Origin of the sequence: Mucilaginibacter sp. PAMB04168, from assembly GCF_039634365.2 — a bacterium.
Classification (GTDB): Bacteria; Bacteroidota; Bacteroidia; order Sphingobacteriales; family Sphingobacteriaceae; genus Mucilaginibacter.
The window spans coordinates 45,458-71,993 of record NZ_CP155079.2 but is presented as its reverse complement, the minus strand read 5'-3'; the positions used below and the strand labels follow the sequence as shown (position 1 = coordinate 71,993).

The following is a 26,536-nucleotide window of genomic DNA, read 5'->3' as shown; positions in this document are numbered from 1 at the left end:
TTGATATGCGCAAAAACTTTCATCCACCCACTCATTCACTCATCCACTCACTATATTTGAGCAGTTTATGAGCAACCCCTACCAACGCAAAAAACGCTGGAAATACCTTTTACTTTTTTTTGCCGTAATTATAGCCGGCAGTTCGTTGCTGTACACCAAGTATCTGGTTAAAAACATAGCCAAGTCTGAACGTACCCGTGCTCAAGTGTGGGCACAAACCATGAAACAGGTTTTTTCTACAGTAGATGAAGATCAGCTCAATTACGTTTTTCTGGTGCGTGACAGCCTAACCGTACCTGCTCTGATAACCGATGAAAAAGGCGACTTTAAATTTCAGCGTGGTTTAGACTCAACCAAAACCTTCATAGAGATGCCGCCTGAGCCCGGTGTGGATAAAAAGAAACAGCCCGTATATGACCCAGCCTATTTTGAAAATGAGCTGGCTACAATGAAATCGCAACACGAGCCTATTAAAATTAACGTACCGGGCTTCAATAACAGTTATTGGCTGGTATATTATAAAGACTCTCCTTTATTAACCCAGCTACGGGTATTCCCTTATATACAGCTCACCATTATCGCTATATTTTTAATGGTGGCTTACTCTGCCTTCAGTTCATCGCGCAAGTCTGAACAGAACCAGGTTTGGGTAGGTTTGGCAAAAGAAACGGCTCATCAGTTGGGAACGCCCATCTCATCATTGCTGGCATGGATAGAGTTGTTAAAAGACAAATTTGATGCAGAAGATGATACGTTGATAAACGAAATGGCCAATGATGTAAAACGGCTGGAAGTAGTAGCAGATCGTTTTTCTAAAATTGGCTCAAAACCGGTGCTTGAGCCCCATTCCGTTTACGAGGTGGTAAAAGATTTTGTGGATTACTTTAAAGTTCGCGTGTCTGACAAGATCAGCTTTGAGCTTAACGGCGATCGCTACCTTAAAGCCGGCATTAACGTGCCGCTGTTTGATTGGGTGATTGAAAACCTGTTAAAAAATGCAGTAAATGCTATACAAGCCCCCGGCAGCATTAAGATAGATGTTATGGCCAGCAAAACACGAAGCCATATTTATATTGACGTAACCGATACGGGCAAAGGTATACCCCGTTCAAAATTTGTTACCGTTTTTAGGCCGGGCTACACTACACGTAAACGTGGCTGGGGCCTGGGACTTTCGCTCACCAAGCGCATGGTAGAAAATTACCATAACGGGCAAATTTTTGTTAAAGATTCTGAACTGGGCAAAGGCACTACTTTCAGAATTGTACTTAAAAATATAGAAGATGATAATTAAGCCTGAGCCTGGCGAGTACGCGCCGTTTTATGCCGGCTATGTAGAGAAGGCTATAGCGCACAGCGATGTTCTGCAAACGCTTACGCAATTAAAGGAAAGTACCTATCAGTTTTTTACAGCGCTGCCTGCCGAAAAGGAAAACTACGCTTATGCAGCAGGCAAGTGGACCATTAAACAACTGTTGAGCCATATGATTGATGCAGAGCGGGTATTCGCTTATCGTATTCTATGCTTCTCGCGACAGGATCAGAATCCTTTGCCAGGTTTTGATGAGAATGATTATGTAGAAAAGGCATTGTTACATACGAGAACGTTGGCCAACTTAGCTGCCGAGTTTAGGGCGTTAAGAGAAGCCAATTTGTTTCTATTCAGGTCTGTTACGGATAAACAACTATTATACAACGGTACGGCCAGTGGTCAAACGGTTTCAGTTAGAGCGCTGCTATACATTACCGCCGGCCACGAGTTGCACCACCTGGACATCATTAAACAACGTTACCTGTAAACAGCAAAAAGCCTCTCCGTTTACAGAAGATGCTTTTTTGTGATAAATGGGCTTGCTTTTTATATTTATACCACGTCTTTCTCGTGAATATAAGCAGCTGGGGCTTCTTTATCAATGGTTTCTTTCTTTTCGATACGATAAGATAAGAAAAGGCCCAGGCCGCCAAACATGGCTATCAAACCAAAGTAAACGGCTTCGTTATCTTTCATGCGGGCAAAAACCGTTGCATCCAGTACATAAGCTAAAAACAAACCCAAACCTGCACCTATAAGCAGTAAACCCCATTTAAGGTTCTGAAACGGAGCCGATTGTGGTTTATACCGGCGTGGATCCATACCACGCTCAATCATGGCCATTTTTTCACGTTTCTGTAAGTATACAATTCCAAAGATCATAGCAAATAAGCCAAGTGGTACTAAGATGGGTACTAATAATTGTGCGCCTTCCATGTTATTTAATTTTTAAAGTTATTGATTTGTTATCGAACGCCTCACCAACTGCGGTGATTTGTAAGCTATGACCACACGTTTTGTAAGCAGGTTACAGGTTTATCTTACTTTTTTTTAAAAAAAGGTAACAGGTTACCAAATGGACAGGCTAGTACAACATTTTGTACACCTCATATATATATAACTAATGCTTGCCACCAACAATAGGAAGTTGGGCACTCCGCTTATTTTTATAATTTTATTGCTAAACGCTGTAACCTGGTTTCAATTACTGTGGTCATAGTTATTGTAAAATGCAAAGCAAGCTTTCAGATATAGAACTAATTGAACAAACCCTCGCGGGCGACCAATCGGCTTATGCGCACTTGGTTAAACGGCATCAGAGGTTTGTATTCACGCTGGCTGTGCGTTTTACCAAAACCCGCGAAGATGCCGAGGAGGTAGCACAGGATAGTTTCATTAAGGCTTATCGTTCATTGCAAAACTTCGCAGGTAACAGCAAGTTCAGTACGTGGCTATACAGTATTGTATATACCACGGCCATGACATTTTTGCGCAAGAAACGGTTGGATACTTCATCTATTGATGATGAAACCAATCATATACAGGTTGAGAACCACAGCAGCGGGTTAGAAAACAACATGGCCGAAAATAAATCACGGTCGTTTTATGTGAACCAGGCCATTGAACAGTTATCGGCTGATGACGCCATGATCGTCACCTTATTTTATAAAGGCGAGCAGTCATTAGAAGAAATTGCCGTAACTTTAGGCATTGAGCCTAACAATGTTAAAGTGAAACTATTTAGAGCACGCCAGCGTTTGAAAGAGAAGCTTGAGCGTAATTTAAAGCATGAAGTTAAGGAACTGATATGAACAACATTGAGGAAAAACTGTGGAATTTTATGGACGGTTCTTGCTCACCAAAGGAGCACGAGGACATCGCCAGGCTTATTGCCACAGATGAAATTTACCGGCAGAAATATGAGGAGATACTGGCATTTAACCAGGAGCTGCAAAGCATAGAACTGGAGATGCCGCCCATGGCCTTCACCTATAAAGTAATGGAAGGCATACGCACCGAGGAGGCCAGCAAGCCATTAAAAGCCACAATTGATACACGCATTATTAAAGGCATTGCCGCATTTTTTATATTAACCATTGTAGCTTTATTAGGCATTGCCCTGGTTAATACCGATTGGAGCATTAGTAGCAATAATGGCTTTCAATTGCCTGCAAGCGCCAAACTGCCCGAAATTGAGCACTATTTTAGCGGGCCGGCTTTAAAGGCATTTCTGTTTTTTGATGTGGTGTTAGCCCTGTTTTTATTTGACGGTTACCTGCGCAAACGTCATAATACACAACAAGCCTAAAAAAACTGACACTTTTGTACACAATGCTGAACATTAGTGTCTGTCATCCCTGATAGCTTGTCATGAAACAAACTATCTTCATTAACTCACTCTATTTGAAAATCAGCCGAAAAGAAATTTTGTAAAAATATGTGTTCTAACACAATTTTTGGTACAACAATTGTGTTAGTATATATGAATTGGTAAACTTACCAATTTAATTGTGATAAGGTTTAGGTTGAAAGTCCCCCGGTGCAAGACTGGGGGGCTTTTTATTTATAGCCATTTTTCACTTTCTTTAACTGCTTCCCGAGCATATTACTTTTTTCTGGTCAATAAGTTTCGTCGTAACTATTTATACCTTTGGTGCATCTAATTATAGATCATCATGAAAAAAATTTACATCTTAATTTTAGCTGTTATAGTAGCAGGCAGCACCTTTTCTGCCCAGGCACAGGGCTTTAAAATGCCACAAGCCAGTTCGGCACAAACCCTTGTACAAGAATTTGGCTTAGGCAAGATCACTTTAAACTACTCGCGTCCCAATACTAAAGGCCGTAAAATATTTGGCGCATTAGAGCCATATGGTAAGGTTTGGCGTACCGGCGCAAACAATGCCACCGTAATTACCTTTACCGATGACGTTACGATTGAGGGCAACAAAGTGCCGGCCGGCGAATATGCCTTTTTTTCGATTCCTGATGCCAATGAGTGGACCATCATCCTGAACAAAACCACTAAACAATGGGGCGCTTATGAATATAAGCAGGCCGACGACTTTTTACGTTTTAAAGTAAAAGCTGCCAAAACTGCCGCACCTGTTGAAACTTTTACCATGCAATTTGCTAATGTTTTACCAACCACCGCCGAATTGCAATTAATGTGGGAACGTACTGCTATCAATTTGCATTTAGCAACCGATATTGATAGCCGGGTTATGGCCGGTATTGAAACCGCCATGAAGGGCGAAAAGAAGCCTTATTTTGCTGCTGTACAGTATTACTACGAAAACGGTAAAGATTTAAATAAGGCCTTGGAGTGGATTACCGAAGCTGAAAAAACAGCGCCCAAAGCCCCTTATTACAAATTATGGAAGGCGCGTATTCAATTGAAAATGGGAAACAAGGCTGCGGCTATTGCCACAGCTGAAGAAGGTGCACGCCTGGCAAGAGAAGAAAAGAATGATGAATACATTCGCTTAAACGAAGGAGTTATAAAACAAGCGAAGGGATAATTCTTTGCCTTAAGAAATACATCAAAGCCCGGCCTGAGTGTCGGGCTTTTTGTTTAAGAACGGATTGACAACCAGTGCTATTAACACCAATGCAATACAGCCCAAGGCATTAAGCCATAAATAAGCTACTTTATCAGTATACCCTACGTATACTACAACGGCTTCGGCCAGTATTGCTGCTAAGAAGACGGCACTGCCTTTAATATGTTTCAGGTAAAAGGCAACCACAAACACGCCCAATATAACGCCATAAATGTACGAACCCAGTTTATTAACCGCCTCAAGCAGGTTGCCCAATTGCCCGGCGTACAGCGCCATAATTAGGCAAATAACACCCCAAAAAACTGTAGCCCAACGCGAGGCGGTTACATAGCTCTTATCACTGGCATTTTTATTAATCACCCGTTTATAAATATCAACCACAGTGGTCGACGCCAGCGAATTAAGCGCACTGGCCGTTGATCCCATAGAGGCCAGGAACACAATAGCGATCAGCAAGCCGATTAACCCTTTAGGCAAATAATGCGTTACAAAATTCAGGAAAACGTAGTTGGTATCATTCACATCGGCCAGGGCATTGTTTTGCTTCATTAAAGCAATTCCTTGTTTTCGCAGCGTATCGGCCTCGGTAGTGGCTTGTTGCAGCCTGCTTTGGGCAGCATCTATCCCCTTTTTATCCTTGCTATCTAAAGCATTTAACAAAGCTTCACTCTTCTCCTTTTTACTTTTAAATGCCTGGGCATATTGGGTTTCCAGCCGTTGGTATTGCACAGCGTAGCGGCTGGTCTTTATTTGTTCAACCTCGTTACGGTTAAAAAACATGGGCGGCTGTGTAAACTGATAAAATGCAAACACCAGTATCCCAATAAGCAGTATCAGAAATTGCATCGGTATTTTAATGAGGCCGTTCATGAGCAAGCCAATGCGGCTTTGCCCCGCCGAACTGCCCGTTAAGTAACGCCCAACCTGGCTTTGGTCTGTACCAAAATAAGATAACTGCAAAAAGAATCCACCTACTAAACCGCTCCAAACACTGTACTGATTTTTAGGATCAAAATGCCAATCAATTACGTTCATGCGGCCAAGTTTGCCTGCCAGTTGCAGCGAGTTTTTAAATCCAACACCATCTGGCAGTAACATTACTACTGTCACCCCGGCTAAAAACATGCCGGCAAATATGATGCTCATTTGCAGCATTTGCGTGTAAGACACCGCCTTAGTTCCTCCGTAAACCGTATATACAATAACCAGCGTACCAATAAACAGTGTGGTATAAACCACATTAATTTGAAGGATAGCTGACAAAATTATAGAGGGCGCATATATGGTGATTCCTGTTGACAAGCCGCGTTGCAATAAAAACAAAAAAGCAGTTAAAGCACGGGTTTTCAAATCAAAGCGCTGCTCCAGAAACTCGTAGGCGGTATAAACTTTTAACCGATGAAAAATGGGTACGAAAGTGATACAGAGCACAATCATGGCCAGGGGCAGACCAAAGTAAAACTGCACAAAGCGCATCCCGTCTGAATAAGCCAGACCAGGTGCCGAAAGAAAGGTAATAGCACTGGCCTGTGTGGCCATAACCGATAAACCGATGTGGTACCACGGCAGCGAGCGGCCGCCTACCAGGTACTGATCCAGATTTTTGCTCCCCCTGCTTTTATAAATGCCGTAAGTAATTATTACAGACAGGGTAACAGCTAAAACAATCCAATCGGTAAGGCTCATTTAAAACTAATGGTAATGAGCCAAAATACAAAAATTAGAAGAACCAGCCATACGATAACAATACCGTAAAACTGGTTCCAGTTGCGTATAAATGGAGGCAGGTCTTGCCGATCAGGCACTTTGACGGCCTTTAACCAATACTTTTAAAAATAAGGCTGCAGTAAGTAAGCCCAACACACCGCCAATGGGAATGTAAATTAAGCCCTGGTTTACAACAGCGCCGGTGAACAAGCCAGCTACTAGGCCAATGATGTAAAAATATGAATCGTTGTTTTCTTCTTCTTTATGATGATGTGCCATAACGTTTATATATCTATATGCGCAAAAGTAGCTGATTAACCTTTGGATACAAAACTTTGTTCGGCATAACTTTCAAATAATGATGTATTAAAGCAGTGTAAAAACCATGTAAGGCTGTATATTTCTTATAATTGTAAACCAGTTACCTTAAATTTATAACACCATGCATAAAGCAGGTATATATATTCTGGCCATTGCTGCCTTTGTGATTGCCTTAAACGCCCGGGCACAAACCAATCCGGTATCCAAAACCTGGGTTGCCGATAAAGGCAATGGCACCTATCAAAACCCGATCTTGTATGCCGACTATTCGGACCCTGATGCCATACGGGTTGGCAATGATTACTATATGACGGCTTCCAGCTTTAACTGCACGCCCGGCCTACCCATTCTACACTCAAAAGATCTGGTAAACTGGCGACTGATTAATTATGCATTGCCTAAGCAAGTTCCGGCCGATGTATTTAGCCAGCCACAACATGGTAAAGGCGTTTGGGCGCCTTGTATCCGCTTTCATAACAACGAGTTTTATATTTACTATCCGGATCCTGACTTTGGTATATACGTTATTAAAACCAAGAACCCGGCGGGTGAATGGTCGAAACCGCAAATTGTATTACCCGGCAAAGGATATATTGATCCTACTCCACTTTGGGACGATGACGGCAAAGTTTACCTGGCCATAGGCTGGGCCGGTAGTCGTGCCGGTGTAAAAAGCCTGCTCACTGTTTTCAGGATGAATAGCGCAGGTACTAAGGTTGTTAATGATGGCCGCCATGTGTTTGACGGGCACGAAAGCCACCCTACTATTGAAGGCCCTAAGTTTTACAAACGCAATGGTTATTACTATCTGTTTGCACCTGCCGGTGGTGTAGGCACGGGCTGGCAGTTAGTACTTCGCTCTAAAAACGTATATGGCCCTTACGAAGAAAAAATTGTGATGGATCAGGGCAAATCATCTGTCAACGGCCCGCACCAGGGGGCCTGGGTGGAAACGCAAACCGGCGAATCGTGGTTCATTCACTTTCAGGACAAGGGCGCTTATGGCCGCATTACACATTTGCAACCCATGCGCTGGGTAAACAACTGGCCCGTTATAGGTGCCGACCCTGATGGCGATGGCAAGGGCGAACCGGTATTGGTTTATAAAAAGCCCAATGTTGGTAAAACGTATGCTATTGTTACACCACCAGAGAGTGATGAATTTAATACCGACAGTTTAGGACTTCAGTGGCAATGGCATGCCAATCCGCGATTAGAATGGAGTGCCAAAATACCAGGCAAAGGTTACCTGCGTCTCTTTGCCTACGCTACCGAAAAAGGGGCGCAAAGCCTGTGGCCAGTGCCTAATTTATTGATGCAAAAACTGCCTGCACCCGCTTTTACTGCTACCACCAAAGTTAAATACACCGTTGAGCAGGATGCCTGGCAAGATAAAAAAGCAGGTTTGCTGATGATGGGTAACGATTACGCCTATATAAGCATCAGCAAAGACGAAAAAGGCTATAAAATTAGCCAGGTGACTTGCAAAGGTGCGGTTAACGGTGCTGGAGAGAACACGATTGATGAAAAAAGGATAAGCAGCAATGCAGCCTGGCTGCGCATGCAGGTAATTGCCCCTGATGCCAAATGCAGTTTTAGCTATAGCGAGGACGGCATCAATTTTAAACCCATTGGTGAGACATTTACCGCCGCCCCCGACAAATGGATAGGCGCTAAAATGGGATTATTTTGCATTAGCAAACCGGAGGCACGCACCGGTGGATATGCCGATTTTGACTGGTTCAGGGTAGAGAAATAAATATGGCTTTATCATACCATCTATAAAAGAACACCTTACATTTGCAATGCACCTTTTACTATTAAAGAATAAACCAAACCATAATTATACAAGACCTTTTAACATGAAGAAATTTAGTCTAATTAATCTTGCTATCATTCTGCTCATGATCACCACTACCCTATCTTCTAAGGCACAAAAACAGCCAAGAGCTAATGCCAAAAAAGCTGTCGAAGAAGCTGTTGAAAAGCTGCGTACGCTAATGGTTAACCCCGATAGTGCAGCACTTTCAGCAATGGCGTCTGAAAAATTAACTTTCGGTCATTCGAGCGGTAAGATTCAAAATAAGCAGGAGTTTTTGCATTCATTCATCTCGGGCGATACTGATTTTACCAGCCTTGAATTTAGCGATCAAACTATAACAGTATCTGGAAGTACAGCTATTGTACGGCACACCCTAACCGGTGCCACAAATGATAAAGGCAAAGCACCTGGTACAGCTAAACTACTTATTATACTGGTTTGGCAAAAAGTAAAAGGTCAATGGGTGCTGTTAGCCCGTCAGGCAGTAAAACCTCCGGTTGCATAAATTAAAAGTATCAAACAATCAACAACAACACATGAGTAATTCATCTAACTTGTTTAATCTGCAGGGTAAAACGGCGCTGGTTACCGGCGGCAATAAAGGCATAGGTAAAGGCATGGCAATTGGTTTGGCCGAAGCTGGTGCCGATATTATTGTCGTATCGGGCTCAGTTGAACTGCAAGGCAGCGAAATTGAAAAGGAAGTAACCGCTTTAGGTCGCAAATTTAAGGCATACCAGGCCAACCTGGGCAACCGCGAAGGTTTGTACGACTTTGTGAATAAAGTACTGGCCGAGAATCCACAGATAGATATCCTGATAAACAATGCCGGCACCATTATGCGTAAACCAGCAGCCGAACATCCTGACGAATGGTGGGACAGCGTACTTTCTTTAAACCTCGACGCGCCTTTTATACTGGCCCGCGAAATAGGCAAGCACATGATTGAGCGTGGTAGTGGCAAAATTATATTCACCTGTTCGTTATTAAGCTTTCAGGGCGGCATTAATGTACCCGGTTATGCAGCCAGCAAAGGTGCATTGGCCAGCCTGGTTAAAGCGCTGGCTAACGAATGGGCATCTAAAGGCATTAACGTTAACGGTATTGCACCTGGCTATATCGCTACCGACAACACCGAGGCCCTGCGTAATGATCCCGACCGCAGCAAGAGCATTTTAGACCGCATACCGGCAGCACGCTGGGGCGAGTCTGAAGACTTTAAAGGGCCGGCTGTATTTTTATCATCAGATGCTGGCAGCTATGTAAACGGCCACCTGCTTACCGTTGACGGTGGCTGGATGGGAAGGTAAACCTACACCAAGAACCAGGACTTTAAACACATCGAATAGTCTGAATAAGGGCTTAATGCAAGTGGTCACAGACAACTGATAACAGAAACCGGCCTTAGGCCACATACAACTGAAAACTATGGAAATAAGATTTGAGCATAGCAAGAAAGAGGTAAGCCGCATGACCACCGAGGAGCTTAGAGAGGCTTTTTTAGTGGAGAACCTAATGCAAGCTGACAAATTAACCTCGGTTTACTCGCATTACGACCGCACTATTGTTGGCGGTGTAAAACCGGTTAACAGCGCCGTTACCTTAGACAATCATCCCGAACTACGTGCCGAGTACTTTCTGGAGCGCCGCGAAATAGGCATCATTAACGTGGGAGGCAACGGCGTTGTAATAGCCGACGGACAAACTTACGAACTGGATAAAATGAGCTGCTTGTACCTGGGAAAAGGCACTAAAGACGTAAGTTTTAAAAGCACAGATGGCAACAACCCTGCCGTATATTACCTGCTGTCGAACCCTGCCCATGCAAATTATCCTAACCGTTTAATGACCAAGGAAGAAGCAGCACCGGTACAACTGGGCGATATTACCACCTCAAACAAGCGCACTATTTACAAATATATTCACCTAGATGGCATACGCAGCTGCCAACTGGTTATGGGCTTAACTGTACTGGAAACCGGCAGTGTATGGAACTCGGTACCGCCGCATACACACACCCGCCGCACCGAAGTATATTTTTACTTCGATTTGCCCGAAAACCAACGCCTGTTCCATTTTATGGGCGAGCCACAGGCCACCCGTAATATTGTGATGCAAAATCATGACGCGGTGATATCTCCGCCATGGTCTGTACACTTTGGCTGCGGTACAAGCAACTACGCCTTCATTTGGGGCATGGCCGGCGAAAACCAGGTTTACACCGATATGGATCCGCTAGCGGTTGTTGAGGTTAAATAACTTCTGCTAAGACAAAAAAGCCGGCTAATTAGCCGGCTTTTTTTATACAGGTTTTTCTGCAGGTATAATTTCTGATCTTCGCCTAAATGGTGTAAGATTTGATAGCCTGGTTAAACTGCTGTTTTTTTAGATACCCTTTACTACTTATGCCCAAAAAAAGAACAACGTTGCCTAAAGATTTTGAAGAACTTTTAAGTAAAAAAAGTTTGCAGGAACTTAAAGACATTTTTAACCAATGCGAGGTTGATGCTCATGGAGGATATGAAAAGCAAACCGCGTTAGCTTTTGATAATTGCCCTCATGAATTGGCAGAATGGCTGATTGAACAAGGGGCCGATTTACAAGCAACCGATACCTGGGGAAATACGCCTCTTCATACAAGAGCACGTAGCACATCAGGCAATATAGAAAGCTTGTTAAAGTTAGGAGCCGACATAAACAACAAAAGCAACTCAACAGGCACACCCCTCCATGCAGCTGCAGATGCTCACAATGTTGAAAACACAAAGCTTTTGCTAGCCCACGGAGCGAAAGCTGATGAACTTAATGCCGATGGATATACACCATTAGAAGTAGCACTCAGCACCTGTAATAATATAGACATTGTTGAAACTGCAGAAATATCCGGAATTTACCTGAATGCAGGTGTGCAAACTACTTCAAGGATGAAGGATCTGGTTGCCAAAATAGGTAGCACTTTTGAGTTTCATAGAGCCAATTTTGATCAAGATACGGTAGCTGAAGTAAGTGAAGCTTTAGAAGAATTATACAGACTGTTCAATGTGGTACCGGTATCCAAACGTATTTTGCACGATGGTAAATCTCCGATAATTACCACCGCAGTAACCTGGCAAAAACAACATCAGGACCTTTGGGAACAACTGGTTCCTTCAAGTGGCCATGCCGCAACTATTCAGGGTGAAGTTATCCGCATTACAGGTCGGATTGCCCGTGAATTAGAAGACAACGGCGGTGTAAACTGGGACGGAGAATACAAAAAGATGACCGATGCGCTACTTGCATACTTGAAGCAAGGTAAGCAACTGCCTTCGATTGAATTGGCGGAAGTGGAAGATCTTGTTAAAGAAGTTAAACAAAAATCAGGCAATACCGCCCGGTTGTGCGAACTTAGCGTTAAGTGGGTAACAGAAAACACGCTGCCTTTAACGCTTTCCTCTATATCTTATAAGCGATAACTAATCTGTTTTTTGCCCTTAACTACATCAAACTATACACAAAGGTGTATAAAAAAGCCGTTTCGGTAGACTAAAACGGCTTTTCTTAGTCGGGATGGCAGGATTTGAACCTACGACCTCCAGCACGCCATGATTGCGATATACTGTCGTTAATGTTGTTAAATCTGTTAATAAACGCACTATTTGCAGTTATACGATAGTGTCAACCATATACATCACCGTATACAAAATGATGTCTGCTACTCAAAGATACTTGATTCATGTTATATGAGGTTAAGTGAATGAAATAATTATGATGCCCTCACACGCTTATAGCAATCAAGTGCAAGATGGAAAAGGAATAAATGGATAGTGCGGTTGTATTGAGCGTTTATGCCGGAAGCTCTTGCACGCTACAGCAGCTATGAGCGTAAATTTGCTGAATAATTCTATTCTTCGCTCTTCCTTCCAATTCAGAAATATTGAAATTCCTTAGTTTATAGAGGTGCTATAAATTCTGAATTGCTTATTGTTGAAAGGTGTATATATCTCCCGCACACTCATTATACATCCGTTTTGGTAATGAACTTAACAATACGTTATAAGTACAGTCATCCTTCACTGATTTGAAGACTAATTGATTATTTAGGAGTTTGATTGGCAAGTCCTCAATCGTTGTGACATTGTAGTTCCCAATGTACTTGTTGTTAGAGTTGTAAACCAAGATACGGTTTGTCGCTCTGTGAGACTGTCCCCATATCCACACTGATGTAAGTATTTTGTACTTCAGCCCGGTCTTTGTTTGAACGGCTCCTAAATACCTAAGGGAAGTTGTTGAGCCACCTTCGTTACTGTATTGATATTCCTTTCCTATATTAGCTGACCGCAAGACCCTTACAATTTGTTTAGTAGCCTTACTACTCTGTGCCTGTAGATTAGTATGCGCTTGTAAGCATAACATGATGAGCACACATATACGGATTAAAGGTCGAAGCATGTTTGCAATGATTTAATTCAGAAAATCTTAAATTCTTTACTTTATAGAGGCTACACAAATTCTGAATTAGGCAACTAAGCTAATGTGCTCTCGTGTAAGATATGGTATTACCATCATAGTCAAAGACGTATTTACTAAACTCAAAGTCAATGGCAACAATACTATCTTCTAGCAGTAAAAGATTACTGTCTCCATGTGGTGTTACAAAGATGTCTGCGCCGCTTTGTTGCCAAACGATGTTACCCGATCTGTCCAATCTTGAAAGCTCAACTTCTCCATGAATGATATAGTCCTGTTTATATTTATAGATTGCAAAGCAAGTAGCCCAGTCTGCTTTTGTTTTCCAAAGCAGCTCTAATGAGGTGGCACAAAGACAGAAGACTGAATCAGAACAGCAAGTAACTAGTCGGTCGCCATCTAACAAGGCTGTATTGGCATACACTCCTGTTCCTCCACCATTCGCACCCAGTACTATACTTTTTAGTAGTACTCCATCACTATGTAGATGGATAGCCTGCATTGAGGTAGGCTTGTAACCGTCATCATTGATATACACCACATCAAATCCTGAAAGGTTGTCCAAGTCTCGAGATATAGCATCTTTGACTGTTATAGTGTACTGATTGACATTAAAAGTTAGCATAGCGTGAACAGGCTTTCAATTCAGGAAAGTTAAGAATTTATGTTTTATAGAGGGTGTTGAAAGTTTGAATGAATGGCTTGACTTTTAAAAGAATAGTTACCTGTATCTTTAAAAGTTAACATAGGCAAGTCTGCACTCAAGTAGCTGCACATTTCTAATTCAATACTACTTATACTATACCATGTGTTCTGAAAATGTGCAGATTTTAATCGCCTGTTGTCACAGATTGGTACTTGCCATCTTTCCAGTAGTAAGTCTCTGCTGAAGCCTCAAAGTTTGAAACCTGTATGGCCTGATGCTTTAAATCCAGTGTCTTGATGTCATCTGCACCTTCATCCATACTTAGGTAGTTCAACTTGCCTTTATCAATCAACTCTAATCCTATCTTGAGCGGCAAAGTTGCCTCGTTAAGTTCTAACAACCGGACTGCCTTGCAATCATTACCATCTGACTGTAATACCCAAACAATGAAAGCCTATTCCTAAAACAAATTAACGTACACCAAGGTTTTGGTCATCAATCCTTTTAATCTTATACCGCTAGCAAGAGAATAGTTATTGCCGTATAGGTATAGCTCTCCAAGCGTGTTGCCAAGCTTTAAAAAATCATCAGGAAGGGTGCTAATTTTGTTATAAGAAAGCGTTAGCCGGGTGATTTTAGGTAAATTAAATAAACCTGAAGGCAGCGATGTGATTTGATTTCCATCCAGTCGCAATTCAGTAAGCTTGCTTAAATTACCTATTGATTCAGGCAGCTCTTTTATACTTCCCGACTGCCCGTTGAAGTAAACAAGATTCGTCAGGTTCCCAAAGTCTTTAGGTAGGTATTCAAAGGACCCTGCTGCTGTAAGATATTTAAGATTGGTAAGATTACTAAATGAATTGGGCAATGACTTGTATACCCCGAATAGGGTCAATGATTCCAAGTTTTTCAGATTTCCAAAATTTTCAGGAATTGAAGAGAGTGCAGGAGTTGAAAGATTGCAATATCTTAAGTTCAGATTTCCAAAGCTGGCAGGTAACTCTCTATACTGACCTGAGAGATCTAATGTATCAAGTGATTGCAAGTTCCCAAAGTCGGCAGGAAGCGCAGCGCTGGTGGCTGTTGTAGTAAAATATAAGCGGCGGAGCTTAGAAAGTTTAGCAATAGATGGAGGCAAACCTTCACTTGTGCTGATTACCAATGATTCCAAACTTTCCATATTACCAACATTAGTTGGTAGCTTTTGAACCGAATTGTTATTGCAGTCAAAGTACTTTAGTTTTTTTAATTTACTCATACTTTCAGGTAATTGGCGAAGGCCAATCGCACCCATCACTAAATATTCGAGATTTTCCAAGTCTCCCATACTTTCAGGAAGATAATATATCTTTGCACCGTATTGCGTATGACTCATCAGAAACTGCTTAAGCTTGGTTAATTTTCCTACATTGGATGCAATTGCAGAAATTCCAGTATCATCCACATTCAGATACTCGAGGTCACGATATTTTTCGCCAATAACAATTGGAAAATTGTTGATAGAACTCCCTTGTAGATAAAGTTTCTTCAAATATCTAAAAGCTTGCAAAGCTGGGTACTGAACGGTGTCTTGTAAAATCCAGCTAATGCCACTTGAACTCAAATCAAGCTTCACGATATGGCCATTCTCATACCCCACTCGGTAGGAGTTTGGATCCATTTGCAGGTCATTAAGCGCTTCAACTTCCAAGTAATTGCCCGACTTCACATCAAAGGTTGCTGATGCTGTTTTGCTGCCATAAGAAGTTGTCCAAGTGATCTTATAATTGGTATTCGCATATCCCTGGAATTTGATATAGGGCGAATTCAGGTCAGGAACAACTGTGCCGCCAGAAGTCTGGGTACGGAGGGTCGCATATTTCCCTTGTATACTCCAGGTGCCGCGGTCGTACATCTTTGCATTCAGGAAAAATTGTGTTTGGTTGCCTGGCGAAGAGTTGGTAATAGTTGTGCTTAAAGGTTTGAAATTTATCTTTACAACTGATTCGGAAAATTTGGAACTGCCTGTCATGACCGTCCACTTCAATTCATAGGTTTCTCCAGGCATGCCGTTAAACTTGGAATCCGGACGGGTATCATTTGAAAAATTGACTTTGCTTTCAACTAAACCTTTAACAATAGACCACTTTCCGCTTTGTCCTGCCTTTAAACTATCCGCGTTAAGCGTAACCTGAAATTCTTCAATATCGCTCTGATTCGTTCCTGCAGTAGCAAATGGGATGGCAGCTTTTTCCTTGTGTTCCTCTTCCTTTTTACAAGAAAAAATTAAAACAACTAATAAAGCAAAGACAAGGCTTTTAAAGGCGTGCATAAAGATGTGATTCCGGTTTGCTGTGAAAATACGCAGTTTTAATAAGATTCAATATCATTTTTAAATATTTAAAGAATTTTCTTAAAACACTTTGCAGCATCGGCTAATGATTATACTTTTACAAGTAACCCAACCTTATGAAAAAACTTTTCCTTTTACTCATTGCCTTTTCATTTTTCGCCTGCACAAAAACCATAATAGTCGAAGATATAGACCCCGCGTCTTTTAGAATCTCCATCCTTCCTGTAAAAACGGAAAGCTTCAATCAATACAAGATCACTGGTTCAATGGATGTAAGAAATGCCATCGGGGAGATTGAGTATGGCGTAGTTCTGGGCAAGTCTATAAACCCTACAATCGAAAATGCTACGAAATCAGTATTGGGCAAATCAAAAGCGTCCGTTGATTTTACTTACAACTTAGCCAATTTAGACACCGGAGCGGTATTTTATGCACGCGCTTACGGTTCACACGATGGAAAAATAGAGTACTCAGCGAATCAAGTAATTGGCAAAGTATCACCTCAGATCACTTATGCAGATACAACCATAAATTATGGACAACCGTTTACCGTATTAACCAACATTTCCAATATCTCAGCTAGTACAACCGTCAAGATTTCGCTGAATGGTATACCCTTGGCAATAAACAGCACAGGTGTGGTTTTCGGCACTACCACGGGCAGCAGCTTTTCTTTACAAACACCGGATCAATTAGCACCAGGTCGGTATACATTGACCGTGTTATTAAATAATATCAATCTGGTTTATCAAAAAAAGGTAACGATCATGGAGGGCCATTGGACGCGAGTGAATAACCTACCGGCAGATAATGGAGGCTTGGTGGGCAATGCAGATAATTTTGTGAGAGGTGATTGGATTTATACGTACAAGGTTGCCTCGTCAACAGTTACTACTTCAGCAGAGTTCAGCCGCTTTAATTACTTAACTAATGAGAAGGTCAACCTAACGCCGTTTGATAAAGTGTATATGGCACAAAATGCCGCAATTATACAAGCGGGTACCTTTATTCATTTTGTTGCAGGTGACCGGGTCGGAGGCTATCAAAATTCAAGTAGTACAAGTACTCATTATATTTATAATACGACGAGCGATACTTGGTCACAAGAGACTGACTTCCCTGGCGGTTCCAGGAGGAGCCCTGTTTCAATACTACATGATAATAAACTTTTCGTTGGCTTAGGTTACAGTCCTGGTATAATCAATGTAAGAGGAAACATTTATTACACCGATATGTGGTGCTACGATCTTGGGACTAAAATATGGAAAAAAATGGCCGACTTTCCTACAGGCAAAGGGAGGTTGCTAAATGCGGCATTCAATATAGGGAGTAAGATCTACATCACCTGCGGGTCGGTGGGTGTTAACGATTACTCGTCTCAGCCTACTAAAGAAACGTGGTGTTACGATACAGCAACCGATCAATGGTCGCAAAAAGCCAATTATCCAGGATCGGGAGAAATATGGTTTGCCAATTTTGCTATCGGTAATTACGGTTATGTAGGCATGGGGGAAACAACCACTTATAATTCATACTATGGTAAAAACCTTGACTATCATTTTTATAAATATGATCCATCAAGTGATAAGTGGACTGAAGTAAGCAATTTCAAAACACCTTTCTCTATACCGATGTCAGGATCTAATAATACAATTGCTTTAGTTGGCGGAGGAAGTGATTTCAACAATGTTCCAAATAAATCCTTATATAAGTTTACACCATAGGTCTCACCATATTCAGGATTGAATAACTTATCGTCAATCGCTTGGTTAATCACTCTTTGCAGATTACGCATCTTAACACTAATAGTAGTGTCCTTATTACCTCGCTGATTACGCATCCAATATTCAAAGCTTTCAAGGAAACGGATATTTATATCAGAAAGCCAGATATCAGGCTTAAACTTCTTTAGAATAAGCTGTACTTCCAAATACAGCCCAGCTAATCCAACACGACCTTGTTCTTCCAAAATTTGAATCTGCTGCGTGTAATTGTCCTGTAGAGATATTTCACCTGTCGACTTATTTGTCTCCTTCTTTAAGATTGCTTCTTCTTTCCTCTTGAGATCTGTCTCAAATTGAATGAAATCAAATGCTATTCCTTCACTTTCATATCTTCGAAGGATTTTGTGTGCTTCGGCAAGCTTAGTTTCCAATATAGCATTGCACTCTTTATATCCTTTGAAAGTCTTACGAAAACGGCCCAAACCATTGTCTTCCGCTTCTGCCGGTTTCCATTCCTCTGTCCGACAACGCAGTTTCAATGATTGGTCTGTTAATAATGTGTTGATGACAATAAAACGGCTATGTCTGTCATGAGTCACTCTTAAGGCGACAGCAAATTCGCCGTTTGAAAGTTTCTGTTTGGTCTTTAAAACTACTGCTATGGTAGCCATAACTGATTGAGTTATGACAATAGAAGGTCAACATGAAGGTCAACAAAGAGGTCAACTTGGCCGATAACAAACAAAAAAAGCATACTCAATCAGTCCTAAAACCTCTTAAATATGCTCTTATTTTAGTCGGGATGGCAGGATTTGAACCTACGACCTCCAGCACCCCATGCTGGCGCGATACCGGGCTACGCTACATCCCGAAGATTACTCATCTTCTATTCTATTCCATCTTAATACCTTGCGATATCGCCATTTTTAAGCTTTAGACTTCGTTTAATAGAAAGAACTTCATTCCCAACACTAGAGTATAATAAAGGGCAACAATGTTGGGACTGCAAATATATAAGTTTAAGCAACACATGAAAAAGTGTTTTGCAAATTGTTATTGTTCAAGTTACTGGTGTGTAACAGTAACTGGTGCATGTGACTTTAAATGATTGAGTAAATAAGATAATTTGTGTAATCATGTTGTTGCGGAACAAGTGATCAGTCATTCCTAAAATAGGTGGTTAATTCCTCATATTCCAATTAAACCATGCTGAAGTAAAACAGTCGTAAATACAACCAAAGTACCTTATGAATTATCTACCTGCCAAACTCGCGTTTACTTTCTTGCTCATGATGGGGCTTACCACCGCATACGGGCAACAATATTCAACCAGCTCCAGGGTAAACATTTTTGGCGACACCATAACCACCTATACTAACAGCCAGGGAAGAACCGAATACACAGTCACCAAAAAAACAGACATTTTCGGGAACAAGATTGTCACAACCTCAGATGGGGACGGTAAGGATGTTAAAACATTCAAACAATCGACCGATATTTTCGGAAATAAGATCCTGAAAGGTACGGATGGTGACGGCAAGGAAATTAAAGTGGTTAAAAGTTCTACTGATATTTTTGGAAACAAAATACTATTAGTTTCAGAGAACGGGCAACCTACTGCAACAATTAAAATATCCAACGATATTTTTGGTAACCGTATAAAGACAGTCACTACAGATAGTGAAACCACTACACTAAAGACCTCCAAAGATATATTCGGAAATGAAACAAAGGAAATTATCGGATATGATGGATCGCGAATGACGGTGAAAAGCAGGATGGATATATTAGGTAACCGTATAAAGGAAGTGGCAGACAGCCATGGACAGGTTATCGCAACCATCAAAAGCACTACAGACATATTAGGGAATGTGAATAATGTTATAACGGACCAGCATGGTACCGAAACACTTTCGGTCCGGGGTCGTAAGGGTATATTCGGGAAAGAAACTGACGTAGTGTCCACTAACCTTAAGCCCAACCAACAATCCTTTTATCTGCATCTGATAGAGGGCCTGTTTTAAAATGATTACTTCAGCATGATGTCCTACTGCAATCTGGTAGAACTTTGTTGTTTTAATAAAGGGATAGAATGAAAGTCTACCCATACTTTATAAGCCCAGATTGGCAAGTGCAAGTAAATAATTTATAACATTAATTAACGGCAGTTAACCACTGCGGTTATTATTACGGCTTATTTTATTGTGTTAAACCTTCAACAATATTGTCTTTAAAAGGGCTGACGGGAAGATTCCTGTTTGTAAAAAGATTAGCGTCTATGGGTGAGTTGCCCCAGGCGTAACGCACAAACTTAGGCGTCTTCACCTCGTTACACTGAACGCTAACCTTGTTATTACTAATTTCGGCGTTTGCCGGATAAAACCGATGGTCTTGCCCGGCTAACTCAAAACCTTTAAGTGGTTCCCCGTCTTTAATCACCAACTTATCCTCAGGGTTTGTAAAGCTTATGATAACCTGTCCCCCTTTTACTTCTGCCGACTTAAACACCGGACTCGAATAAAAGCCGGCGATGTGGTAAACCAATTTAAGCGCTGTGCTGGCAAGGCGCATTCCCACCGGAAACTTGTTTGCGGGATGCAGATTTAAAGGGTCGCCCACATCATAAGTAACGGCCATACCCGTATTAGGTAAACTTAAGGCCAACCTTTGCGCCTCCCTCAATTCTGCCCACTGGCTTTCCTGATCACCCTTTTTCATTAAACCAAAAGATGGCATTTGTACATAAACAAAGGGGATATCCTTTTTCCAATGTTTGCGCCAATCATTAATAAGCAACGGAAAAACAGTACGATACTGTAATGCTCTTTGCGCGTTAGCCTCACCCTGATACCAGATCACCCCAGCAATTGATAATGGTGTCAAAGGATTAACCATTCCGTTAAATACCGTGTTTACGGTGTTGTTGGGTGTTGGCTCTATATGGTAAGGCTTACCAAAGTCGGGCATGAGCTTCCATAAGTAATCGTTAAGACTTAAAGTTGTGTCAGCAAATTTGATGTAAGTATTCTTAGCATCACCATTAATACCAAAACCAAACCACCAGGGGTCTTTTTGGTCTGACTTTAAATGCAGCAGCAAGTTGTTTGCACCTGGGTTCCATATACCGGCAGGTAATTGCAATGGCTTATTTTTAGGTAATGCTCCACTAAAAACGGATTTGCCATTAATAAAAATTTCCATGTCGGCATCTGTTTCCCCTAAGCTTAATGTTGAGGGTTTTGCTTCGCTGCCGCTGTTAAGCCTAATGGTTCTTTGCATAAACCCCGTTCCTCTGAAAGCGGCAAGCTTGTTTTGCCATTGCCATGCACCAATGCTCCCGGTTCTCCATTTATCAAAAAATGAGGGTGGGTTTGCAGCCAATTTTGCTGCGTTAAAAAGTGCTGCTTTTGCGTTATTATAAACGTAGGCTTTGGTCTCCTTATCTATATTCTGCTTAATTTCTTCCCAATTATTGGGTTGCTTTTGTACAACTGGTTTTAAAGTAGCATCATTTAGCATGGCCTCTTTGCTTATCCAACACTCTGCTTGCGATGAGCCCCAGCTACTATTAATTATTCCCACGGCAACATGTAGCTTTTGCGCTAGTTGTTTAGCAAAAATGTACCCTACTGCACTGAAATAACCCACGCTTTTAGGGTCAGCATTTTTCCACTCACCAGCAGATAAATCCTCTTCAGGATTGAGGCTCATCTTTTGAGGAACTAAAAACTGGCGTACAGCGTATTCCCCTATGCTTTTACGTTCTGAATCGTAATTACTAGATTGATTTAAGAAGAATTGCATATTAGACTGCCCCGAACAGATCCAAACCTCGCCTATCATCACATCCTTGTAGGAAATACGGTTATTGCCTGATGAGATAGACATAACGTATGGCCCCCCTGCTTGCATAGGTTTTAAGGAGATTACCCATTTACCTTTCGAATTAGCCTGAGCTGTTGCTTCCTGTCCGTTAAACGCAATAGCTACATTAGCTTCTGGCGTGCTCCATCCCCATATGTAAACATCCTGGTTTCGTTGTAACACCATATGGTCGGCAAATAACTTGGCTGTAGATAATTTAGCCTCGGCGTTTTCAGCACATCCTGAAAAAAGGTATAAAAGCAGTAACAGTTGAAGCTTTAACAGATATCTGTACGTTGTTATCATTATAAAAATGAGGTAGTATGAATTGAACGAGTAAAGGCTAATAAATTGTGAATTAGCTTTATTAAAATCAAATGACTATATGGTCAAGCAACAACAATACAAGGCAAAGTTTAGTTTGGTGGGATAGATTGGTTTTAAGCGGTATGCAGTTAAATTCTACTTCGCCCTTAAATCTTGTCAAATTATCAGCACCTCTTAACCAATAAACAACATAATTACTAGTTTTAGTTAAGTTTGATTGAGATAAACGGCTTTCTAATTTTCGTTTAGCTTTATATTAACTACTTTAGTATTTGGTATGCAGGCGTCAGACAATTATATTATCTTAATTGATAGGGTGAATGCTTTTATTCGGAAGTATTACCTTAATAGTTTATTGCGCGGACTTATTTTTTTAGGAGCCGGCCTTTTTACGGCTTACATTACAATTACCCTCCTTGAGTATTTTGGCAACTTCAACACACTACTGCGCACCATTTTATTTTATGCGTTTATTGTGTTAAACCTGGTGCTGCTGTTTTGGCTGGTTATTCCCTCATTATTTGCTTACTTTAAATTAGGCAAAACACTTACACACGATGAAGCTGCTGCTATTATAGGCGAACATTTCACCGATGTGAAAGATAAATTGCTCAATACCCTGCAGCTTAAAAAGCAAGCGGAACAGAGCGAGCAGCATCGCCAGCTTATTGAGGCCAGCATTAACCAAAAGATAAATACGCTCAACCCGGTAAGCTTCCCTACGGCCATCAACCTTAAACAAAATAACAGGTATTTAAAGTGGGTAGCGTTTCCTGTAGCAGCTATTGTTATCATTGCTTTTGCTGCGCCATCCGTACTTACAGAAAGCACCAAGCGCCTTATAAGGCACAACGAGCACTTTGCTCCTGTGTCCCCGTTTAAGTTTATTGTGTTAAATTCTTCTTTGGCAATTATGCAGGGCAACGATTTAAAGTTGGATGTCAAGCTTGAAGGCAACGCGCTTCCTGCCAATGTTTATATTGAAACAGGCAACAACACTTTTAAGCTCGATAAAGAAAACTTGTCGCGCTTTCATTACCTGTTTGCCAATTTGCAACAAAATACCACATTTCGTATTTCGGCAAATGGGTTTACATCGCAACCCTACCATATTCAGGTAAACCAAAAGCCCTCATTAATGCATTTTGATGTAGAACTGTTTTACCCTACCTACCTGCACAAGGCCAACGAAAAGTTAAGCAATGCAGGAGATCTGACCGTTCCGGCCGGAACAACCGTTAAATGGCAGTTGCATACACAGCACGCGGATGAGTTAGTTTTTACCCTTAATCAAAACAAAACGAAGCTCAAGACACAACAAAATGGCACCGTTGAGCATAGCGAACGGATACTGAACAACACTACGTACAGTTTGCTGCCGTTAGCCAACGCCAACCAGCAAGGGGATGCGGCCAGCTACCACGTCAATGTTATTGCCGATGAAATGCCGGCTATCAACCTACAGGAAAAGCAAGATTCTATTAGCAGCAAAGCCATTTATTTTAATGGTGACATACGCGATGATCATGGTTTTTCGTCGTTAACTTTCCATTACACTACCAACGTTCCGGGCGCAAAAGCAAGATCTGTTAGCAAATCTATAAAGGCCGACTTGAGCAATACACAAAGTACCTTTTTTCACTTTTGGAATTTAAGTGAATTGAACATTCAACCCGGCAGCCAGGTGAATTATTATTTTGAGGTTGCTGATAATGATGCCGTATCGGGTCCTAAAAAAGTACGCACCCCGGAGCACACTTTGCAAACGCCTACCGAGAAGGAATTAAACGAGCAATTGAACGCCAACACGCAAGCCGTAAAGCAAAAAATGGTATCGGCTATTAAACTGGCCGGACAGGTTGAGCGCGAGGCACAGAAGCTGAATCAAATGTTGCTTAACAAAAATGCGTTAAGCTTCGAAGAAAAGAAACAGGTAGAAGATCTGCTTAAAAGAAAAGCAGAGTTAAATGACCTGGTCAAAGAAATTCAGGCGGAAAACAAGAAAGACCTTTACAACCGCCAGGAAAACCAGGAGCAAACTGCCGAACTGCAGCAGAAGCAGAAAGAAATGGAAGACCTGTTTAACCACGTGCTGGATGAAAAGACCCAGGAAATGTTAAAGAGGCTTCAGGAGCTTTTGGAAAAGGAACAGAAAGAAGGAACCCGAAACGAATTGTCCAAAATGCAGAACGATAATAAATCCTTAAAAAAGGAATTAGACCGTATGCTGGAGCTTTATAAACAACTGGAGTTTGAACAAAAACTGAATCAAAATATTGCTCAATTGAATAAACTGGCCGAGCGCCAGGAAAAGCTGGCGGAGCAAACACAACAGCCAGATGCCAATAAAGAACAGCTGCAAAAAGAGCAGGATCAAATAAAAAAAGATTTTGAGGATGTAAAAAAGGCCATGCAGGAGCTGGATAAGGCTAATGAGCAGCTTGAACGGAAAAATAATTTTGAGAAAGCGGAAAAAGCACAATCGGCTGTAGAACAGCAGATGGAGAAGAGCAGCGAACAATTACAAAAAAATAATCGCCCAAAAGCAGCACAATCTCAGCAACAGGCGGCTAAGCAAATGCAGCAAATGGCACAAAAAATGCAGCAGGATCAGCAAGAAGGCGAGGAACAAGAGAACCAGGTAAATGCACAACAGTTACGCGAGTTATTGAAAGTGCTGTTATCCAGTTCATTTGAACAAGAGAAAGTGATGCAAACGTTTAGAGGGATGAGTGCCAATGATCCGGCCTATGTGCAAACTGCGCAGAGGCAAAAAGATATTAAGGACAATTTAAAAACGGCTGAGGATAGCTTATATGCTCTGAGCCGCCGTGTGCCACAAATTCAGAGCGCTGTGAATACCGAGGTTAAAGGCATTAACGATAATATTGACCGTGCACTCGATTTGTTAGGCGACCGCCGTACGCCCGAAGCTAACCGCAACCAGCAGTACGCCATGACGGCCATGAATAACTTGGCCCTGATGTTGAGCGAGGCATTAGAGAATATGCAGAATGCCATGAGTAAAAGCAGCAGTAAGGGCGGTAAGAAACAACAATCATTATCGCAACTGAGCCAGATGCAGCAGCAGCTTAATCAAAATATGCAAAAAATGCGTGAGCAGATGCAACAACAAGGCAACCAGGGACAGAGTGCCAAGGGACAGGGCCGGGAGGGTAACAACCTGAGTGAGCAGATGGCACGTATGGCCAGACAGCAGCAGCAAATAAGGCAGCAACTGGAGCAGATTAGCCGGCAGCAAAATAAGGATGGAACCGGAAAACCGGGTAACCTTGACAAAATTTCCAGAGAAATGGAACAAACTGAAAGCGATCTCGTAAACAAGAAAATTACGGAGGAATCGTTAAAGAGACAGCAGCAAATTCAAACCCGGTTGTTAGAGGCCGAAAAAGCAGAGCAGGAACGGGAACAAGATAAGCAAAGAGAGAGCAAGGCAGGGAAAAACTTACCGCCGGGGTATATAAAGGCTTTGCAAAGCTATCAGCAACAGAAAGCTAAGCAAACCGAACAGATACAGACCGTACCATCGGTGCTCAATCAATACTATAAACAAAAAATTAAACGTTACTTTGACCAACTTAATGCCAAATAACATACAACCCGACAGTGTGCAAACAGGGGAACTGTTCACACTGCAGCTTCCGTCGACGTATGATAGCATCACTTTGCTTGAAAACCTGATTGAAGAAATTGCTGATAAGTTTAGTATAAGTGAAGATACTTTTGCCAATATGATGACCTGCCTTAACGAGGCAGCTATAAACGCTATTGTGCACGGCAACAAATTGGATCCAAATAAAAAAGTTATTGTAAACGCCGAGGTTGATGCCAAAAGGGCCGTTTGGACCATTACTGATGAAGGCGAAGGTTTTGATTACAATCACCTGCCCGACCCAACAGCAGAAGAAAACCTGGAAAAGTTAACCGGAAGAGGCGTGTTTATTTTAAAGCACCTGGCCGATCAGTGCGTGTTTAACTCCAAGGGCAATGAAGTAGAACTGCACTTTAAATTTTAATGGCTGCAATTCATTTTTTTACTGAAGACACCGGCTATAAATTAAAGAACAAGTTACCGCTTAAACGCTGGATAAAAGACACTATCGCGGCTGAAGGTTACCGATTGAATGAGCTGAATTATATTTTATGCTCAGATGCATACCTGCTGCAAATAAATCAGCAGTATTTAAATCACGATACGTACACGGATATTGTAACGTTTGACAATTCAGAAAAAGCAGACACCATTACCGGTGATATATTCATTTCTGTTGAACGTACGCAGGAAAATGCTATCAAGTTCAATGTTTCGCCCGAAACTGAGCTGCACCGCGTTATTATACACGGTGCTTTACACCTATTAGGCTACAAAGACAAGAAACCTGCTGACAAACAGCTCATGACGGCTAAAGAAAACGAATATCTGGCCTTAAAATCTTTTTGATTCTTAA

22 protein-coding genes, 1 tRNA gene and 1 pseudogene are annotated in these 26,536 nt (G+C 41.6%); 15 read left to right on the top strand and 9 right to left on the bottom strand.

The genetic code is table 11. The annotated features are described in order from the left end of the window. Nucleotides 1–67 precede the first annotated feature (67 nt). Together ABDD94_RS00330 and ABDD94_RS00325 are read left to right on the top strand one after the other, a co-directional pair. Nucleotides 68–1,294, top strand: a complete 1,227-nt coding sequence (locus ABDD94_RS00330; RefSeq protein WP_345954193.1) for a HAMP domain-containing sensor histidine kinase — start codon at nt 68–70, stop codon at nt 1,292–1,294. Further along, nucleotides 1,284–1,799, top strand: coding sequence for a DinB family protein (locus tag ABDD94_RS00325; RefSeq protein WP_345954192.1), 516 nt, complete (start codon nt 1,284–1,286; stop codon nt 1,797–1,799). The genes ABDD94_RS00330 and ABDD94_RS00325 overlap by 11 nt, the downstream gene beginning before the upstream one ends. A 65-nt stretch (nt 1,800–1,864) precedes the next feature. On the opposite strand, the gene ABDD94_RS00320 is transcribed toward ABDD94_RS00325, so the two are convergent. Further along, complete coding sequence (locus ABDD94_RS00320; protein WP_345954191.1) at nt 1,865–2,248, bottom strand: DUF6249 domain-containing protein; 384 nt, start codon at nt 2,246–2,248, stop codon at nt 1,865–1,867. A gap of 293 nt (nt 2,249–2,541) precedes the next feature. Here ABDD94_RS00320 and ABDD94_RS00315 point away from each other — a divergent pair, with 293 nt between their 5' ends. The 3 genes from ABDD94_RS00315 to ABDD94_RS00305 all read left to right on the top strand — a co-directional run bounded on the left by ABDD94_RS00315 (nt 2,542) and on the right by ABDD94_RS00305 (nt 4,833). After that, entirely contained in the window at nt 2,542–3,123 is a 582-nt protein-coding gene (locus ABDD94_RS00315; protein WP_345954190.1) for a sigma-70 family RNA polymerase sigma factor, read from the top strand. Then, a complete protein-coding gene (locus ABDD94_RS00310) occupies nt 3,120–3,620 on the top strand; it encodes a hypothetical protein (protein WP_345949795.1) in 501 nt (166 codons plus the stop codon). The genes ABDD94_RS00315 and ABDD94_RS00310 overlap by 4 nt, the downstream gene beginning before the upstream one ends. A 367-nt stretch (nt 3,621–3,987) precedes the next feature. Beyond that, nucleotides 3,988–4,833 carry a DUF2911 domain-containing protein gene (locus ABDD94_RS00305; RefSeq protein ID WP_345954189.1) on the top strand — a complete coding sequence of 282 codons (846 nt, stop codon included), beginning with the start codon at nt 3,988–3,990 and terminating at the stop codon, nt 4,831–4,833. A gap of 21 nt (nt 4,834–4,854) precedes the next feature. Here ABDD94_RS00305 and ABDD94_RS00300 read toward each other — a convergent pair whose 3' ends face one another. Then, nucleotides 4,855–6,561 carry a sodium:solute symporter gene (locus ABDD94_RS00300; RefSeq protein ID WP_345954188.1) on the bottom strand — a complete coding sequence of 569 codons (1,707 nt, stop codon included), beginning with the start codon at nt 6,559–6,561 and terminating at the stop codon, nt 4,855–4,857. 111 nt (nt 6,562–6,672) lie between these two features. After that, a complete protein-coding gene (locus tag ABDD94_RS00295; protein ID WP_345954187.1) occupies nt 6,673–6,861 on the bottom strand; it encodes a hypothetical protein in 189 nt (62 codons plus the stop codon). Nucleotides 6,862–7,024: 163 nt separating this feature from the next. Here ABDD94_RS00295 and ABDD94_RS00290 point away from each other — a divergent pair, with 163 nt between their 5' ends. The 5 genes from ABDD94_RS00290 (at nt 7,025) to ABDD94_RS00270 (ending at nt 12,180) form a co-directional block, all read left to right on the top strand. Continuing rightward, nucleotides 7,025–8,662 (top strand): glycoside hydrolase 43 family protein, encoded by a 1,638-nt coding sequence (locus ABDD94_RS00290; RefSeq protein ID WP_345954186.1) that lies wholly within the window; start codon nt 7,025–7,027, stop codon nt 8,660–8,662. A gap of 103 nt (nt 8,663–8,765) precedes the next feature. Further along, nucleotides 8,766–9,230, top strand: coding sequence for a nuclear transport factor 2 family protein (locus tag ABDD94_RS00285; RefSeq protein ID WP_345954185.1), 465 nt, complete (start codon nt 8,766–8,768; stop codon nt 9,228–9,230). Nucleotides 9,231–9,261: 31 nt separating this feature from the next. Continuing rightward, the gene (locus ABDD94_RS00280) at nt 9,262–10,035 is read left to right on the top strand and encodes an SDR family oxidoreductase (protein WP_345954184.1); all 774 of its coding nucleotides are present in this window, start codon (nt 9,262–9,264) and stop codon (nt 10,033–10,035) included. Nucleotides 10,036–10,153: 118 nt separating this feature from the next. Continuing rightward, nucleotides 10,154–10,984, top strand: coding sequence for a 5-dehydro-4-deoxy-D-glucuronate isomerase (gene kduI, locus ABDD94_RS00275; RefSeq protein WP_345954183.1), 831 nt, complete (start codon nt 10,154–10,156; stop codon nt 10,982–10,984). A gap of 146 nt (nt 10,985–11,130) precedes the next feature. Beyond that, complete coding sequence (locus tag ABDD94_RS00270) at nt 11,131–12,180, top strand: ankyrin repeat domain-containing protein (protein WP_345954182.1); 1,050 nt, start codon at nt 11,131–11,133, stop codon at nt 12,178–12,180. A gap of 1,055 nt (nt 12,181–13,235) precedes the next feature. Here the strand turns inward: ABDD94_RS00270 and ABDD94_RS00265 are convergent. The 3 genes from ABDD94_RS00265 to ABDD94_RS00255 all read right to left on the bottom strand — a co-directional run bounded on the left by ABDD94_RS00265 (nt 13,236) and on the right by ABDD94_RS00255 (nt 16,131). Continuing rightward, nucleotides 13,236–13,799 (bottom strand): hypothetical protein, encoded by a 564-nt coding sequence (locus tag ABDD94_RS00265; protein WP_345954181.1) that lies wholly within the window; start codon nt 13,797–13,799, stop codon nt 13,236–13,238. Between the two features lie 205 nt (nt 13,800–14,004). Continuing rightward, nucleotides 14,005–14,196, bottom strand: coding sequence for a hypothetical protein (locus tag ABDD94_RS00260; RefSeq protein WP_352432882.1), 192 nt, complete (start codon nt 14,194–14,196; stop codon nt 14,005–14,007). 84 nt (nt 14,197–14,280) lie between these two features. Continuing rightward, entirely contained in the window at nt 14,281–16,131 is a 1,851-nt protein-coding gene (locus ABDD94_RS00255) for a leucine-rich repeat domain-containing protein (protein ID WP_345954179.1), read from the bottom strand. Between the two features lie 137 nt (nt 16,132–16,268). On the opposite strand from ABDD94_RS00255, the pseudogene ABDD94_RS00250 reads away from it, so the two are divergent. After that, nucleotides 16,269–17,543, top strand: a pseudogene (locus ABDD94_RS00250) (hypothetical protein); the annotation flags it as partial. Nucleotides 17,544–17,713: 170 nt separating this feature from the next. Here ABDD94_RS00250 and ABDD94_RS00245 read toward each other — a convergent pair. Continuing rightward, nucleotides 17,714–18,547: a phage integrase SAM-like domain and Arm DNA-binding domain-containing protein gene (locus tag ABDD94_RS00245; RefSeq protein ID WP_345954178.1), complete on the bottom strand. Its 834-nt coding sequence runs from the start codon at nt 18,545–18,547 to the stop codon at nt 17,714–17,716. Between the two features lie 126 nt (nt 18,548–18,673). Next, nucleotides 18,674–18,747, bottom strand: a tRNA-Pro gene (locus tag ABDD94_RS00240). 376 nt (nt 18,748–19,123) lie between these two features. Between ABDD94_RS00240 and ABDD94_RS00235 the strand changes: the two genes are divergently transcribed. Beyond that, nucleotides 19,124–19,900, top strand: coding sequence for a hypothetical protein (locus ABDD94_RS00235; protein ID WP_345954177.1), 777 nt, complete (start codon nt 19,124–19,126; stop codon nt 19,898–19,900). Between the two features lie 175 nt (nt 19,901–20,075). Here ABDD94_RS00235 and ABDD94_RS00230 read toward each other — a convergent pair whose 3' ends face one another. Then, nucleotides 20,076–22,046, bottom strand: a complete 1,971-nt coding sequence (locus ABDD94_RS00230; RefSeq protein WP_345954176.1) for a sialate O-acetylesterase — start codon at nt 22,044–22,046, stop codon at nt 20,076–20,078. 298 nt (nt 22,047–22,344) lie between these two features. Here ABDD94_RS00230 and ABDD94_RS00225 point away from each other — a divergent pair, with 298 nt between their 5' ends. Genes ABDD94_RS00225 through ybeY form a run of 3 tightly spaced genes read left to right on the top strand, consistent with a single transcriptional unit; the run spans nt 22,345 to nt 26,529 of the window. After that, on the top strand, nt 22,345–25,680 hold the full coding sequence (locus ABDD94_RS00225) for a DUF4175 family protein (RefSeq protein WP_345954175.1): 3,336 nt from the start codon (nt 22,345–22,347) through the stop codon (nt 25,678–25,680). Next, entirely contained in the window at nt 25,670–26,104 is a 435-nt protein-coding gene (locus ABDD94_RS00220; protein ID WP_345949807.1) for an ATP-binding protein, read from the top strand. The genes ABDD94_RS00225 and ABDD94_RS00220 overlap by 11 nt, the downstream gene beginning before the upstream one ends. Beyond that, nucleotides 26,104–26,529, top strand: coding sequence for an rRNA maturation RNase YbeY (gene ybeY, locus ABDD94_RS00215; RefSeq protein ID WP_345954174.1), 426 nt, complete (start codon nt 26,104–26,106; stop codon nt 26,527–26,529). The genes ABDD94_RS00220 and ybeY overlap by 1 nt, the downstream gene beginning before the upstream one ends. Nucleotides 26,530–26,536: the final 7 nt, after the last annotated feature.